Genomic DNA, 15,520 nt, shown 5'->3' on the forward strand with positions numbered 1-15,520 from the left:
CTACGGGTTTGCGAGGTTCTGTGGGTTGCGCCAACCATGTAGGAGCGCGCTTGCCCGCGACGGCGTCTTCGAGATCGTCCGAGGTCGTATTTCGGGGCAAAAAAAAGGGCCCCGAAGGGCCCTTTTTCCACAGCGTTGGTGCGGTGCGATTAAACGCCCGACGCCTTGGCTGCGGCGACGTCTTTGATCGACAGCTTGATACGTCCGCGGTTGTCCACGTCCAGTACCAGGACTTCAACTTCCTGACCTTCCTTGAGGATGTCGGTCACTTTCTCGACGCGAGCATCGCTCAGCATGGAGATGTGGACCAGACCGTCCTTGCCAGGCAGGATGTTGACGAATGCGCCGAAGTCGACGATGCGCTCAACCTTACCAACGTAGATCTTGCCGATCTCGGCTTCAGCGGTGATGCCCAGAACGCGCTGACGTGCTGCTTCAGCCGCTTCCTTGGTTTCGCCGAAGATCTTGATCGAGCCGTCGTCTTCGATGTCGATCGAAGCCTTGGTTTCTTCACAGATCGCACGGATGGTCGCGCCGCCTTTACCGATGACGTCACGGATCTTGTCGGTGTCGATCTTCATCGCGATCATGGTCGGAGCGTTTTCCGACAGCTCGGTGCGCGACTGACCAATGATGTTGTTCATCTGACCGAGGATGTTCAGGCGAGCTTCCAGGGCCTGGCCCAGGGCGATCTCCATGATTTCTTCGGTGATGCCCTTGATCTTGATGTCCATCTGCAGCGCGGTAACACCGTTGGCGGTACCGGCCACTTTGAAGTCCATGTCGCCGAGGTGGTCTTCGTCACCCAGGATGTCGGTCAGGACTGCGAATTTCTCGCCTTCCTTGACCAGGCCCATGGCGATACCGGCAACCGGGGCTTTCATCGGGACGCCAGCGTCCATCAGAGCCAGCGAAGCGCCGCAGACCGAAGCCATGGAGCTCGAACCGTTGGATTCGGTGATTTCCGATACCACGCGGATGGTGTACGGGAACGCGTCAGCGGCAGGCAGCATGGCCTGGACCGAACGACGGGCCAGACGGCCGTGACCGATTTCACGACGACCGGCGCCGCCCATGCGACCACACTCGCCCACCGAGAACGGAGGGAAGTTGTAGTGCAGCATGAAGGGGTCTTTCTTCTCGCCTTCGAGGGTGTCGAGCAGCTGCGCGTCACGGGCAGTACCCAGAGTGGCAACGACCAGCGCCTGAGTTTCGCCACGGGTGAACAGTGCCGAACCGTGAGTCTTTGGCAGAACGCCGACTTCGATGTTCAGCGGACGTACGGTGCGGGTGTCGCGGCCGTCGATACGTGGCTTGCCATCAACGATGTTCTGGCGAACGGTGCGGTATTCGATTTCACCGAAAGCGGCTTTGACTTCGGAAGCCGACGGGCTGCCTTCTTCAACGGCCAGCTTGGCAACGACCTGATCCTTCAGCTCGCCCAGGCGAGCGTAACGGTCGGCCTTGACGGTGATGGTGTAGGCCTCGGAGATCGCAGCGCCGAACTCGGAGCGGATAGCGCCCAGCAGTTCGGTGGCTTCGGCCTGAGGAGCCCAGGTCCAGGTTGGCTTGGCAGCTTCGGCGGCCAGCTCTTTGACGGCCTTGATGACCGACTGGAATTCGTCGTGGGCGAACAGCACGGCGCCCAGCATCTGGTCTTCGGTCAGCTCTTTGGCTTCGGATTCAACCATCAGTACCGCTTCTTCGGTACCGGCAACGACCATGTCCAGGCTCGATGCTTTCAGTTGCTCGTAAGTCGGGTTCAGCAGGTAGCCGGTGCTTTCGTGGAAGGCAACGCGGGCAGCGCCGATCGGGCCGTCGAAAGGAATGCCGGAGATGGCCAGGGCAGCCGAGGTACCGATCATCGCAGCGATGTCCGGATCGGTTTTCTTGCTGGTGGAAACGACGGTGCAGACAACCTGCACTTCGTTCATGAAGCCTTCAGGAAACAGCGGGCGGATCGGACGGTCGATCAGACGCGAAGTCAGTGTTTCCTTCTCGGAAGGACGGCCTTCACGCTTGAAGAAGCCGCCAGGGATCTTGCCGGCAGCGTAGGTTTTTTCTTGGTAGTGAACGGACAGCGGGAAGAAGCCTTTGCCAGCGTCAGCCTGTTTGGCGCCGACCACGGTCACGAGTACGGTGACGTCGTCGTCAACGGTGACCAATACTGCACCAGAAGCCTGACGGGCGATGCGGCCTGTCTCCAGGGTTACGGTCGATTGACCGAATTGAAACTTCTTGATTACCGGGTTCACGGTTTCCTACCTTCTTTGTGGCTCTTGGGGGAACTGGTTTCTTGCGAATTCTTGGGCAACGTGGGGAATCGGCCCGACGACTGTCCAGGGGTAAAACGTGTATCCAGATAAAACTTGAGGCTGGGAGCCTGCCATGCGCCGGCGGAAACCCGCTGACGCACGACAGACAACCAACCTCTAGCGCAATCGCTGATTAGCGACGCAGACCCAGGCGAGCGATCAGAGCGCTGTAACGGCTCACGTCCTTGCCTTTCAGGTAGTCCAGCAGCTTGCGACGCTGGTTAACCATGCGGATCAGACCACGACGGGAGTGGTGGTCTTTACCGTTGGCCTTGAAGTGACCTTGCAGTTTGTTGATGTTGTGGGTCAGCAGTGCAACTTGCACTTCTGGCGAACCAGTGTCACCAACAGCTTGCTGGTAGTCAGCAACGATTTGAGCTTTTTCTTGAACGTCGAGAGCCATGAGGCAATCCTTTTATCAGGAAACTGTTTCAGGGAAACAGCTTCAACAGGCCAGGGACAAATCCCTGTATCTATAAAAGAGGAGTGACCATGCCTGTTAACAGCCACCCTCGTACCGCCGTGCCAGGACAACCCCGACCCGACGGGTTCGGTCACTCTGACCGAATCAGCCGACGCGGCGCAATACGCCCGTCTTCGCTCACTTCACCGATACCGATGAAGCGTCCTTCGTGATCCTGTACCCGTACCATGCCGAATTTCGGCGCATCCGGGACTCTTACCGGCTGCCCGTGCAACCAGTAGAACGAGCTGTGCTCGGAGAACTGCAGCAAGGGCCAGTCCTGCAAGCCGCTGTCCGATGGCATCAGGAAGCGGTCGACCGCCTCGTTCCCGCCTTCGGCATGCACCGCTTCAAGCTCTTCCAGCGTTACCGTCTGGGCAAGAGTGAAGGGGCCAGCCTGTGTGCGACGCAGTTCAGCGACATACGCACCGCAGCCCAGTTTCTCACCAATATCCTCCACCAGGGTACGAATATAGGTGCCTTTGCTGCAGTCGACGGCCAGTCGCGCAGTCTCGCCTTCGCTCGCCAATAATTCCAGGCGCGCAATAGTAACAGAACGCGCCTCGCGCTCCACCACTTCCCCTGCGCGAGCCAACTTGTACAACGGCTGGCCATCACGCTTGAGGGCCGAGTACATCGGCGGTATCTGACTGATTTGCCCACGAAAGTCGGGGAGCACAGCTTCGATATCGGCGCGACCAACGGTCACCGGACGAGTTTGTAACACTTCGCCTTCGGCGTCTGCCGTGGTGGTGGTCTTGCCCAGTTGCATCAGGGTTTCGTAACCCTTGTCCGAGTCGAGCAGGTACTGGGAGAACTTGGTCGCCTCGCCGAAGCACAGCGGCAGCACGCCGGTGGCCAGGGGGTCGAGGCTGCCGGTGTGGCCGGCCTTCTCCGCGTTGAGCAACCAGCGAACCTTCTGCAAGGCGGCGTTGGAGGTGAACCCCAGCGGTTTGTCGAGCAGGATGATGCCACTGACGTTACGGCGAATACGCTTGACCTGAGCCACGCCGTTATTCCTCCGAACCGTCTTGCCTGGCGGCAGGCTCGTGCTGGCCGTCTTCGGCGACCGCGCGCTCGATCAGCGCAGACAGGTGCGCACCACGGGCAACGCTTTCGTCATAGTGGAAATGCAACTGAGGCACGCTGCGCAGCTTCATTTCGCGGGCCAGTTGCATGCGCAGGAAACCTGCGGCGGAGTTCAGCACCTTGATCGACTGAGCGATTTCTTCGCTGCTGTCCTGACCCATGACGGTGATGAAGATCTTCGCGTGGCCCACGTCACGGCTGACGTCCACTGCGGTGATGGTGACCAGGCCCACGCGCGGGTCCTTGATCTCGCGACGGATCAGTTGCGCCAGTTCGCGCTGCATCTGATCGCCGATGCGTTGGGTACGGCTGTATTCTTTTGCCATGTCTTGTTACCTGTTACCGGACGGCGAAAGCCGTACAGTCTGAAAGCGGCAAACGCCCGGCCTGGCAGAAGCCGGACCGGGCGTTGCGTTGAGAGTCCATGGCGGCGGCGCACTTGCGTACGACTGCTGCCATGGCTCCTGAAGCTTGCGAGTTAGAGGCTGCGAGCAACCTGGACCTTCTCGAAGACTTCGATCTTGTCGCCGACCTTGACGTCGTTGTAGCTCTTGACGCCGATACCGCATTCCATGCCGTTACGCACTTCGGAAGCGTCATCCTTGAAGCGGCGCAGGGATTCCAGCTCGCCTTCGAAGATAACGATGTCTTCACGCAGTACGCGGATCGGACGGTTACGGTAAACGGTACCTTCGACAACCATGCAACCTGCGATCGCGCCGAATTTCGGCGAGCGGAACACGTCGCGGACTTCGGCGATACCCAGGATGTTCTCCCGGACGTCGCTGCCAAGCATGCCGGTGAGGGCCTTCTTGACGTCTTCGATGATGTCGTAGATGACGTTGTAGTAACGCATGTCCAGGCCTTCCTGCTCGACGATCTTGCGAGCGCCAGCATCGGCACGCACGTTGAAGCCGAACAGTACAGCGTTGGAAGCCAGCGCCAGGTTGGCGTCGCTTTCGGTGATACCACCGACGCCGCCGCCCACTACACGCACTTGTACTTCGTCGTTGCCCAGGCCATTCAAAGCGCCTTGCAGGGCTTCCAGAGAACCACGGACGTCGGATTTGAGGACGATGTTGAGCGTCTTCTTCTCTTCCTGACCCATGTTCTCGAAGATGTTTTCCAGCTTGCCGGCGTGAGCACGGGCCAGCTTGACTTCGCGGAACTTGCCTTGACGGAACAGAGCCACTTCACGGGCTTTCTTCTCGTCGGCAACCACGCTCATCTCGTCGCCAGCATCTGGCGTACCGTCCAGGCCGAGGATCTCGACCGGAATGGCTGGACCTGCTTCCTTGATCGGCTTGCCGTTCTCGTCGAGCATGGCGCGAACGCGGCCATAGTTCGAACCGACCAGGACCATGTCGCCCTGACGCAGGGTACCGTCCTGAACCAGCACGGTAGCCACCGGGCCACGGCCCTTGTCCAGGCGGGACTCGACCACGACACCACGGCCAGGAGCCGATGGAGTGGCGGTCAGTTCCAGAACCTCGGCCTGCAGCAATACGGCTTCAAGCAGTTCGTCGACACCGGTACCCATCTTCGCGGAGACCGGGACGAATGGAGTGTCGCCACCCCACTCTTCGGACGTTACGCCGTGAACCGACAGTTCGCTGCGGATACGGTCCAGGTCAGCGCCCGGCTTGTCGATCTTGTTCACTGCAACTACCAGCGGAACACCGGCAGCAACAGCGTGCTGAACGGCTTCGATGGTTTGCGGCATCACGCCGTCGTCAGCTGCAACAACCAGGATCACGATGTCGGTGGCCTTGGCACCACGGGCACGCATTGCGGTAAACGCGGCGTGACCCGGGGTGTCGAGGAACGTCACCATGCCGCGATCGGTTTCAACGTGGTAAGCACCGATGTGCTGGGTGATGCCACCGGCTTCGCCAGCAGCTACCTTGGCACGACGGATGTAGTCCAGCAGCGAGGTCTTACCGTGGTCAACGTGGCCCATTACGGTCACGACCGGCGCACGGCCAACAGCTTCGCCTTCGAACTTCAGGGACTCGGCCAGGGAATCTTCCAGGGCGGTGTCGCTGACCAGGGTCACTTTGTGGCCCAGTTCTTCGGCGACCAGCTGGGCAGTTTCCTGATCCAGTACCTGGTTGATGGTGGCTGGAGTGCCCAGCTTGAACATGAACTTGATGATCTCGGCAGCCTTGACCGACATCTGTTGAGCGAGGTCGCCCACAGTGATGGTCTCGCCGATCTTCACTTCACGAATCACAGGACCGGTAGGGTTCTGGAAGCCGTGAGCGTTGCGTTTCTTCAGCTTGGCCTTGCCACGACCGCCGCGACGGAAGCCATCGCTTTCTTCGTCGGTGGTACGTGGAGCGACGCGCACAGCCGGAGCCTTTTCCTTGACGGTGGCACGGTGCGGCGCGTTCTTGCGCTCGCCGTCGCCATTGCCGCCACCGCGACGATTGCTATCGTCGGCACGTGGCTTGTCAGGGCGACGAGGCTCGTCACGCTTGCGGGCATCGGCCGCCGGAGCAGGCGCTGCAACAGGTGCTTGCTGAGCAGGCTCGGCGACAGCGCGCGGAGCCGGTTCAGGTTCTGCAGCAGCAACCGATGCAGCCGCTTCAGGAGCAGGCGCAGGCGCAGGCTGACGGCGCGCTTCTTCTTCGGCGCGCAGACGTGCTTCTTCCTCGGCCTTCTGACGGGCGGCATTTTCTACCGCACGACGCTCGTCCTGCTCGCGTTTGCGCTCGGCTTCGATTTCTTCCGGGCTGCGCTGTACGAAAACTTTCTTCTTGCGTACTTCAACGCTGATGCTCTTGCTGCCAGCAACGCGCAATGTACTGGTGGTCTTGCGCTGCAAGGTAATCTTGCGCGGCTCTTCCACTTTAGCCTTGTGACTGCTCTTCAAGTGCGTCAACAGGGACTGCTTCTCGCTATCGCTCACACCTTCATCGGCGGCGGTGTGCGGCAGACCTGCCTCACGCATCTGCTGCAACAGGCGCTCAACCGGTGTTTTGACCTCATCGGCCAGTTGTTTCACCGTGACTTGCGTCATGCACTTCTCTCCTCAGGCCGCGCCTAATTACTCGAACCAGTGGGCTCGGGCGGCCATGATCAACTTGCCGGCACGATCATCGTCAATGCCGTCGATGTCGAGCAGATCGTCAATAGACTGCTCGGCCAGGTCTTCGCGGGTAATAACGCCGCGCACCGCCAGTTCCATCGCCAGATCCTTGTCCATACCCTCAAGCGAGAGCAGGTCTTCGGCCGGATGGGCGTCTGCCAGCTTTTCCTCTGTAGCGATGGCTTTGGTCAACAGGCGATCCTTGGCACGAGCGCGGAGCTCGTTGACGATGTCTTCGTCAAAGCCGTCGATGTTGAGCATCTCTTCCAACGGTACGTAGGCAATCTCTTCCAGGCTGGTGAAGCCTTCGTCTACCAGCACCTGAGCCAGCTCTTCGTCGACTTCCAGCTCGTCGATGAAGTTGCGCAGGATGTCACCGGTTTCCGCTTGCTGCTTGGCCTGGATGTCCGACTCAGTCATCACGTTCAGGGTCCAGCCAGTCAACTGACTTGCCAGGCGAACGTTCTGACCGCCGCGACCAATCGCCTGGGCCAGGTTGTCTGCACCTACCGCGATGTCCATGGCGTGAGCGTCTTCATCGACGATGATCGCTGCGACTTCCGCAGGCGACATGGCGTTGATGACGAACTGCGCCGGGTTGTCATCCCACAGCACGATATCCACACGTTCGCCGCCCAACTCGCCGGAGACTGCCTGGACGCGCGAACCGCGCATACCGATGCAGGCACCCTGAGGGTCGATGCGCTTGTCCTTGGAGCGAACTGCAATCTTTGCACGCGAACCAGGATCACGAGAGGCTGCCATCACCTCGATGAGACCTTCAGCAATTTCCGGAACTTCAATCCGGAACAGCTCGATCAGCATCTCAGGCGCAGTACGCGACAGGATCAGCTGAGGACCGCGGTTTTCGGTGCGGATTTCTTTGAGCAGTGCTCGAACGCGGACACCGACGCGGAAAGTCTCCCGCGAAATGATGTCTTCACGCGCCAGCAGCGCCTCGGCATTGTTACCCAGGTCCACGATGACATTGTCACGCGTCACTTTCTTAACAGTACCGGAAATGATTTCGCCCAGACGCTCACGATAAGCATCGACGACTTGAGCACGCTCGGCTTCGCGAACTTTCTGCACAATGACTTGCTTGGCAGTCTGGGCAGCGATACGACCGAACTCGATGGACTCGATCTTCTCTTCCACGACGTCGCCAACAACGGCGCCCGGATGAGTCTGGGCTACCTTGCTCGGCCAGGTTTCGATGGCAGGATCGTCAAGATCGTCTTCTTCGACGACCGTCCAGCGACGGAAAGTCTCATAGGCACCGGTGTGGCGGTTGATTTCCACACGCAGGTCAACTTCGTCTTCGAAACGCTTTTTGGTGGCCGTGGCCAAAGCAATTTCAAGCGCTTCAAAAATTACACCGGCCGGTACGCCTTTTTCATTCGATACCGACTCAACAACCAGCAGTACTTCTTTGCTCATCGTACGCCTCGCCTTTCGCAAGCCATTGGATCCGCGGGATCCGCGTCTCAGTCAAACGTGGGAATAATGTTGGCTTTGTCGATCAGATCGATCGGCAACAGGTATTCATGGGCATCCACTTGCACCACGACATCCTGCTCCTCCACCCCGCGGAGAAGGCCTTGAAAGTTGCGCCGACCCTCGAAGGGCGAACGCAGCTTTATCTTCACTTGTTCCCCGGCAAAGGCTGCAAACTGCTCGATCGTGAACAGCGGGCGTTCCATGCCAGGAGAAGAAACTTCGAGCGTATATTCGGAGCTGATCGGATCTTCTACGTCCAGAACACCGCTGATCTGACGGCTGACGATGGCACAATCGTCCACCAGCACGCCGCCCTCTTTATCGATATAAACGCGCAACATTGAGTGACGACCCTGGGCCGAAAACTCGATACCCCAGCATTCATAGCCAAGGGCCACGACCACCGGGGCCAACAAGGCCTGCAACTGTTCTAGCTTGCTCGACACCTGAACCCCCTCGTGCATGCTGTGCAATAAAAAATGGGCAAAGCGCCCATCATGAAAAACGCCGTCGAAAAACGGCGTAATAGAGTGTCCAGCTAACAAAAAGCCCCTGAAAAGGGGCTCCGCTAAAACTGGTTGCGGGGGCTGGATTTGAACCAACGACCTTCGGGTTATGAGCCCGACGAGCTACCAGACTGCTCCACCCCGCGACAAAGCTGGGGCGGAAGTATACGACCGAACCCGCTCGGGGTCAATCTGACACATCCACCTACAAGAAAGCCCGCTATTGCGGGCTCACTTGTTAATTGGTACCGAGAAGGGGACTCGAACCCCTACACCCTATGGGCACAACCACCTCAAGGTTGCGTGTCTACCAATTCCACCACCTCGGCATTAACTCTTTTTGCAGCCCCAATATATCAGCTGCGAATCCCGTGTTACTTCTGTTCTGGAGCGGCAGGAACGTCAGCTGGAGCAGCGGCTGGTTTCTGTTGCCCTTCCAGGACCGGAACATCATCTGCTGCCGGCTTTTGTTTCACTTCAAGTACCGCTGGATCTGGCAAACCTACTTGAGTCAGCTGGTGAGCTTTCTCTTTAGCAAAGTAACCTAACCCCAAGCTGGTTATGAAAAAACATGCAGCTAGTATAGCAGTAAACTTACTAAGAAAGGTAGAGGAACCTTGGCTTCCGAAGACAGTATTTGATGCACCTGCTCCGAACGACGCGCCAGCGTCCGCACCTTTACCCTGCTGCAGCAATACCAGAGCAACAACGCCCAGCGCACCCAGCAGATGAAGAACGACTACGACTGTTTCCAGCATTTTTCAGTTTCCCGCGGCGCGAATGATCGCACCGAACTCATCTGCATTCAGGGAAGCTCCACCAATGAGCCCCCCATCGATATCCGGCATGCTGAACAGCTCAGCCGCATTGGCCGCCTTCACGCTGCCGCCATATAGAAGCCGCACACCTTGCGCGACTTCAGAATTCTCTTTCGCCAACTGCGCACGAATCGCTGCGTGCACTTCCTGCGCCTGTTCCGGCGAGGCTGTCAGCCCGGTGCCAATGGCCCAGACCGGCTCGTAGGCAACTACCGCATTCACGAAAGCTTCGATGCCGAGCTCTTCGATGATGCTGTCGAGCTGTTGCCCGACAACTTCAAGCGTCTTGCCAGCTTCGCGCTCTTCGAGCGTCTCGCCGATGCAGAGCACCGGCACCAGGCCGCTTGCCTGGGCTGCCGCGAACTTGCGGTTCAGGACCCCGTTACCTTCGCCCATGATCTGGCGACGTTCCGAGTGACCTACAAGCACCAGCTTGCAACCTGCATCAGCCAGCTGAGTCGGCGACACTTCGCCAGTCAGCGCACCCTGCCCTGCTTCGTGTGCGCAGTTCTGCGCACCCACAGAGATCGGTTGCTCTTCAAGGCACTCAACAACGAAGCTGAGGTGCAGACTCGAAGGAAACACTGCAACGTCGACACCGTCGGGAATGGCCATGTTGGCCAACCCCTCGACCAGCTCAGCGACGCTGGCGCAGGTACCGTGCATCTTCCAGTTACCAGCTACCATAGGGCGACGCATGCTGTACCTCGTCGGTCAAAGTGGGCGCAGATGTTACCCAACAGTTTCAACACTGGCAAGCCGAAATCAGGCACAAACTTCAGCAACCAGTTTTGCCAGTTCATCGGCGTAGCCGGCGACCTGTGTTTCGTCCTCGCCTTCGACCATCACACGCACCAGAGGCTCTGTCCCGGACTTGCGCAACAGCACGCGGCCACGACCGCCCATGGCCGCGGTGACGCGATCACAGGCTTCCTTGACGGCCGGGTGCTGCACAGGGTCCACGCTGCCGCCTTCGAAGCGGACGTTGACCAGTACCTGCGGGCATTTCTTCAGGCCCTGACGCGACTCGGCCAGGCTTTGACCGGTACGCTTGAGCGCCAGCAATACCTGCAGCGCGGCGATGATCGCATCACCGGTGGTGGTGTGCTGGAAGCACACGACATGGCCGGAGTTCTCGCCACCGACCTGCCAGTTGCGCTCCAGCAGCTCGGCGATCACATAGCGGTCGCCGACGTTGGCGCGCACGAAAGGAATGTTCAGGTCCGCCAGCGCCAGCTCCAGCCCCAGGTTGCTCATCAGGGTGCCGACGACGCCACCCTGCAAGCGGCCGCGCTCGTGCAGATCACGGGCAATGACATAGAGCAGTTCGTCACCATCGACGATCGCGCCGGTGTGATCGACCATCAACACCCGGTCGCCGTCGCCGTCGAAGCCAATCCCAAGGTCCGCTTTCTCGGCAACCACGGCCGCCTGCAGGGCGCCCATGTGCGTCGAGCCGCAGTCATCGTTGATGTTCAGGCCATTGGGCGCAGCCGACAGCACGGTGACCTGGGCGCCCAGCTCACGGAAGACGTTCGGGGCCACTTTGTAGGTAGCGCCATGGGCGCAGTCGATCACCAGCTTGAGGCCGGCAAAGTTGGTGCTGGTCGGCACGCTGCTCTTGCAGAATTCGATGTAGCGGCCTGCGGCGTCGTTGATCCGCGAGACTTTGCCCAGGTGCTCGGACTCCACGACGGTCATCGGCGCGTCGAGCAATTCTTCGATCATCATTTCCACTTCGTCAGGGAGCTTGGTGCCCTGGCCCGAGAAGAACTTGATGCCGTTGTCGTGATGAGGGTTGTGCGATGCGCTGATGACGATCCCCGCCTGGGCGTGGAACGTGCGGGTCAGGTAGGCGATGGCAGGCGTCGGCATCGGGCCGAGCAGCATCACGTCGGCGCCAGCGGCAGACAGGCCGGCCTCAAGCGCGGATTCGAACATGTAGCCGGAAATCCGCGTGTCTTTGCCCACCAGGATCTTGCACGCACCCATCTTGCGGAAGGCCATGCCGGCCGCCCAGCCCAGCTTGAGCATGAAATCGGGAGTGATCGGGAATTGGCCTACACGACCGCGAATGCCGTCTGTTCCGAAATATTTTCTAGTACTCATGGGTGCTCCAGATTTCTTATTTTGCCGATTCAACAGCAGCAATCATGCGCACGACGTCGACGGTTTGCGCCACGTCATGCACACGTAAAATTCTCGCGCCCTTGGCCATGGCCATGCCCGCCAGGGCGAGCGCGCCGTAAAGACGCTGATCCACAGGTTTATCCAGCACCTTGCCGATCATGCTCTTGCGCGATACACCCACCAGCAAAGGCCGCCCCAGCGCGTGCAGGGCCTCCATGTGCTTGAACAGGCTCAGGTTGTGGTCCAACGTTTTGGCGAAGCCGAAGCCGGGATCGAGGATGATCTTCTCGGCCGCGATCCCCGCCGCGATGCAGGCGTCCATACGCTCACGCAGGAACGAGGCGACCTCGCCCGTCACGTCATCGTAATGAGGCGCGTCCTGCATGTCGGTCGGCTCGCCACGCATGTGCATCAGGCACACCGGAAGACCGGTGGCCACAGCCGCATCGAGGGCGCCATCACGACGCAGCGAACGCACGTCGTTGATGAGACCGGCACCCAGGCGGGCCGTTTCGCGCATCACAGCTGGCGTCGAGGTGTCCACCGAGATGACCACATCGAGTTCGCGATTGATCGCTTCGACGATGGGCGCAACACGCTCCATTTCCTCGACAGGCGATACCGCACGGGCCCCGGGCCGGGTGGACTCGCCACCGACGTCGATCAGGGTCGCCCCTGCCGCAACCATCTCCTCGGCGTGACGCAATGCAAGATCGCGCTGGGCGAAACGCCCGCCATCGGAGAACGAATCCGGAGTGATGTTGAGGATTCCCATGACGTGGGTCCGGGACAAATCAAGAACCCGGTTGCCGCAAGGCAACCGGGTCGGGTACAGCGCAGAAGTCATGTCAGGCCTTAGTGTTCAGCAGCTGGACCGCCAATCGGTGTTTCCGGACGCGGGCCGGCAGGAGCAGTCGGCGTACCGGAGTTACCGGTGCCACCGGTCCAGTCCCGCGGTTCGCGAGGCGTGCGGCCAGCCATGATGTCGTCGATCTGCTCGGCATCGATGGTTTCATACTTCATCAGCGCGTCAGCCATTGCATCCAGCTTGTCGCGGTTGTCGGTAAGAATCTGCTTCGCGGTGCCGTAGCACTGGTCGATGATGCTGCGCACTTCCAGATCGATCATCTTCGCGGTTTCACCCGAAAGACTGGAGCTCTGACCGCCGCCGCCACGTCCCAGGTAACCGCCGTCTTCGTCCTCGGAGTACATCAGCGGGCCCATTTTCTCGGACAGGCCCCACTTGGTGACCATGTTCCGGGCAATCTGGCTGGCACGCATGATGTCGTTGGACGCACCGGTGGTCACACCGTCGAAGCCCAAAGTCATCTCTTCAGCGATACGGCCGCCGTACAGCGAGCAGATCTGGCTGATCAATGCGCGCTTGGACAGGCTGTAGCGATCTTCTTCGGGCAGGAACATCGTCACGCCCAACGCACGACCACGAGGAATGATCGACACCTTGTAGACCGGATCATGCTCAGGCACGACGCGACCGACGATGGCGTGACCGGCTTCGTGGTACGCCGTGTTCTGTTTCTCTTTCTCGGACATGACCATGGATTTGCGCTCGGCGCCCATCATGATCTTGTCCTTGGCCAGTTCGAACTCCTTCATCTCGACAATGCGCTTGCCCACGCGAGCAGCGAACAGCGAGGCTTCATTGACCAGATTGGCCAGGTCCGCACCGGAGAAGCCCGGAGTACCGCGGGCGATGACGGCAGGTTGCACATCGTCACCCATTGGCACTTTGCGCATGTGCACCTTGAGGATCTGTTCGCGACCACGGATGTCCGGCAGGCCGACCACCACCTGGCGGTCGAAACGACCAGGACGCAGCAGCGCAGGGTCCAGTACGTCAGGACGGTTGGTGGCGGCAATCACGATGATGCCGTCGTTCATTTCAAAGCCGTCCATCTCGACCAGCAACTGGTTGAGGGTCTGCTCGCGCTCGTCGTGACCGCCGCCCATGCCGGCGCCACGATGGCGACCCACGGCGTCGATTTCGTCGATGAAGATGATGCAAGGTGCGTGTTTCTTGGCCTGTTCGAACATGTCACGGACACGGCTTGCACCGACACCCACGAACATTTCAACGAAGTCAGAACCGGAAATGGTGAAGAACGGCACCTTGGCCTCGCCGGCGATAGCCTTGGCAAGGAGGGTCTTACCGGTACCCGGAGGACCGACCATCAGCACGCCGCGAGGAATGCGGCCGCCCAGACGCTGGAATTTGCCCGGATCGCGCAGGAACTCGACCAGTTCGCCGACTTCTTCCTTGGCTTCGTCGCAACCTGCGACGTCGGCCAGGGTGGTCTTGACCTGATCTTCGGACAGCAGGCGCGCCTTGCTCTTGCCGAAACTCATCGGCCCGCCCTTGCCTCCGGCGCCACCTTGCATCTGGCGCATGAAGAACATGAACACGGCAATGATGACCAGGATCGGGAAGCTGGCGACCAGCAATTGGGTCCAGATGCTCTGCTGCTCTGGCTGCTTGCCTTCGACCACGACGTTGTTGTCGACCAGGTCACCGATCAGGCCGTTGTCCGGAATGTTCGGACGAATGGTCTTGAAGGTGTCGCCGTCGCTGCGCTTGCCTGTAATGACGAATCCGTCGACGGCAACTTTCTCGACCTTGCCATCCTTCACTTGCTGGATGAACTCGGAGTAGTTGAGGGTCTGCGGCTCGTTCGGGCTGGAGAAGTTGTTCATCACGGTCACCAGGACCGCAGCGATGATCAACCACAGGATCAAATTCTTTGCCATATCGTTCAATTAGCTACCCTCTGAAGCGAGCTCCACGCTGGAGCGCGCCTCGCATGATATTCACCGGCCTAACTTACTACAGATCCTACAGGTGTGGCAGGCGGCGTCTGTAACCCTTTGTGAAACATTGACTACAAGATGTTCGTTACGCTTGGTAAATAAAGCCATTTGAAAAAAGCTATTGCCCTTGCTCAAAGTCGGCCGGTGCCTCATAACCGCCCTTGAAACCGCGCCCCAGCAGGTACTGCTCGCGGGAACGGTCGCGGGACGACGTCGGCTTGCGCATCTGCACCTTGTCGAACATTTTGCGCACTTCCTTGTGGTAGACATCGAAGCCTTCACCCTGGAAGACCTTGATGAGAAAATCACCACCCGGACGCAGAACCCGACCTGCAAGGTCAAGCGCCAGCTCACAAAGGAACATGGCGCGTGGCATATCCACGGCGCTCAATCCACTCATATTGGGGGCCATATCGGAAATCACAAGGTCTACTTGCGTATTACCGATGGCCGCGAGGATCTGGCGGAACACTTCATCCTCGGTGAAATCCCCCTGAATGAAGGTCACATCAGGGATGCTGTCCATCTCAAGGATGTCGGATGCGATAAGCCGGCCTTGCCCACCAATCAGACGACTGGTCACCTGGGACCAGCCTCCGGGCGCCGCGCCGAGGTCGACCACGGTCATGCCGGGACGGATCAGCCGGTCCTTTTCCTGGATCTCAAGAAGCTTGTAGCTCGCACGCGAGCGGTAGCCGTCCTTCTGCGCCTGTTTGACGAAAGGATCGTTGAAATGTTCTCTCAGCCAGTTATGGCTGCTTTTGGAACGCTGCGCCACTGGG

General features: G+C 59.5%; 13 protein-coding genes and 2 tRNA genes. All 15 read right to left on the reverse strand.

Features of this window, described 5'->3' with window-relative positions; genetic code table 11:
* Positions 1 to 149: 149 nt before the first annotated feature.
* Complete coding sequence (gene pnp, locus NPS29_RS25085; RefSeq protein WP_274135910.1) at positions 150 to 2,255, reverse strand: polyribonucleotide nucleotidyltransferase; 2,106 nt, start codon at positions 2,253 to 2,255, stop codon at positions 150 to 152.
* A gap of 193 nt (positions 2,256 to 2,448) precedes the next feature.
* A complete protein-coding gene (rpsO, locus tag NPS29_RS25090) occupies positions 2,449 to 2,718 on the reverse strand; it encodes a 30S ribosomal protein S15 (protein ID WP_003197723.1) in 270 nt (89 codons plus the stop codon).
* Between the two features lie 151 nt (positions 2,719 to 2,869).
* Positions 2,870 to 3,787 carry a tRNA pseudouridine(55) synthase TruB gene (truB, locus tag NPS29_RS25095; protein ID WP_274135912.1) on the reverse strand — a complete coding sequence of 306 codons (918 nt, stop codon included), beginning with the start codon at positions 3,785 to 3,787 and terminating at the stop codon, positions 2,870 to 2,872.
* Between the two features lie 4 nt (positions 3,788 to 3,791).
* Positions 3,792 to 4,193 (reverse strand): 30S ribosome-binding factor RbfA, encoded by a 402-nt coding sequence (rbfA, locus tag NPS29_RS25100; RefSeq protein ID WP_274135913.1) that lies wholly within the window; start codon positions 4,191 to 4,193, stop codon positions 3,792 to 3,794.
* 152 nt (positions 4,194 to 4,345) lie between these two features.
* The gene (gene infB / locus NPS29_RS25105) at positions 4,346 to 6,889 is read right to left on the reverse strand and encodes a translation initiation factor IF-2 (protein ID WP_274135915.1); all 2,544 of its coding nucleotides are present in this window, start codon (positions 6,887 to 6,889) and stop codon (positions 4,346 to 4,348) included.
* Between the two features lie 27 nt (positions 6,890 to 6,916).
* Positions 6,917 to 8,398 (reverse strand): transcription termination factor NusA, encoded by a 1,482-nt coding sequence (nusA, locus tag NPS29_RS25110; protein ID WP_274135917.1) that lies wholly within the window; start codon positions 8,396 to 8,398, stop codon positions 6,917 to 6,919.
* A gap of 47 nt (positions 8,399 to 8,445) precedes the next feature.
* Positions 8,446 to 8,904, reverse strand: coding sequence for a ribosome maturation factor RimP (gene rimP / locus NPS29_RS25115; RefSeq protein ID WP_274135940.1), 459 nt, complete (start codon positions 8,902 to 8,904; stop codon positions 8,446 to 8,448).
* 129 nt (positions 8,905 to 9,033) lie between these two features.
* Positions 9,034 to 9,110 (reverse strand) — tRNA-Met (locus tag NPS29_RS25120).
* Between the two features lie 97 nt (positions 9,111 to 9,207).
* Positions 9,208 to 9,293: transfer RNA gene (locus NPS29_RS25125), tRNA-Leu, on the reverse strand.
* 45 nt (positions 9,294 to 9,338) lie between these two features.
* Positions 9,339 to 9,722 (reverse strand): preprotein translocase subunit SecG, encoded by a 384-nt coding sequence (gene secG / locus NPS29_RS25130; RefSeq protein WP_274135919.1) that lies wholly within the window; start codon positions 9,720 to 9,722, stop codon positions 9,339 to 9,341.
* A gap of 3 nt (positions 9,723 to 9,725) precedes the next feature.
* Entirely contained in the window at positions 9,726 to 10,481 is a 756-nt protein-coding gene (tpiA, locus tag NPS29_RS25135; RefSeq protein ID WP_274135921.1) for a triose-phosphate isomerase, read from the reverse strand.
* Between the two features lie 66 nt (positions 10,482 to 10,547).
* Positions 10,548 to 11,891, reverse strand: coding sequence for a phosphoglucosamine mutase (gene glmM / locus NPS29_RS25140; protein WP_274135922.1), 1,344 nt, complete (start codon positions 11,889 to 11,891; stop codon positions 10,548 to 10,550).
* Between the two features lie 16 nt (positions 11,892 to 11,907).
* A complete protein-coding gene (gene folP, locus NPS29_RS25145; protein ID WP_274135923.1) occupies positions 11,908 to 12,759 on the reverse strand; it encodes a dihydropteroate synthase in 852 nt (283 codons plus the stop codon).
* 8 nt (positions 12,760 to 12,767) lie between these two features.
* Positions 12,768 to 14,678, reverse strand: a complete 1,911-nt coding sequence (ftsH, locus tag NPS29_RS25150) for an ATP-dependent zinc metalloprotease FtsH (RefSeq protein WP_274135924.1) — start codon at positions 14,676 to 14,678, stop codon at positions 12,768 to 12,770.
* A gap of 178 nt (positions 14,679 to 14,856) precedes the next feature.
* The gene (rlmE, locus tag NPS29_RS25155) at positions 14,857 to 15,516 is read right to left on the reverse strand and encodes a 23S rRNA (uridine(2552)-2'-O)-methyltransferase RlmE (protein ID WP_274135925.1); all 660 of its coding nucleotides are present in this window, start codon (positions 15,514 to 15,516) and stop codon (positions 14,857 to 14,859) included.
* Positions 15,517 to 15,520: the final 4 nt, after the last annotated feature.

This window comes from Pseudomonas putida, from assembly GCF_028682175.1.
In the GTDB taxonomy this organism is placed as follows: Bacteria; Pseudomonadota; Gammaproteobacteria; order Pseudomonadales; family Pseudomonadaceae; genus Aquipseudomonas; species Aquipseudomonas putida_AD.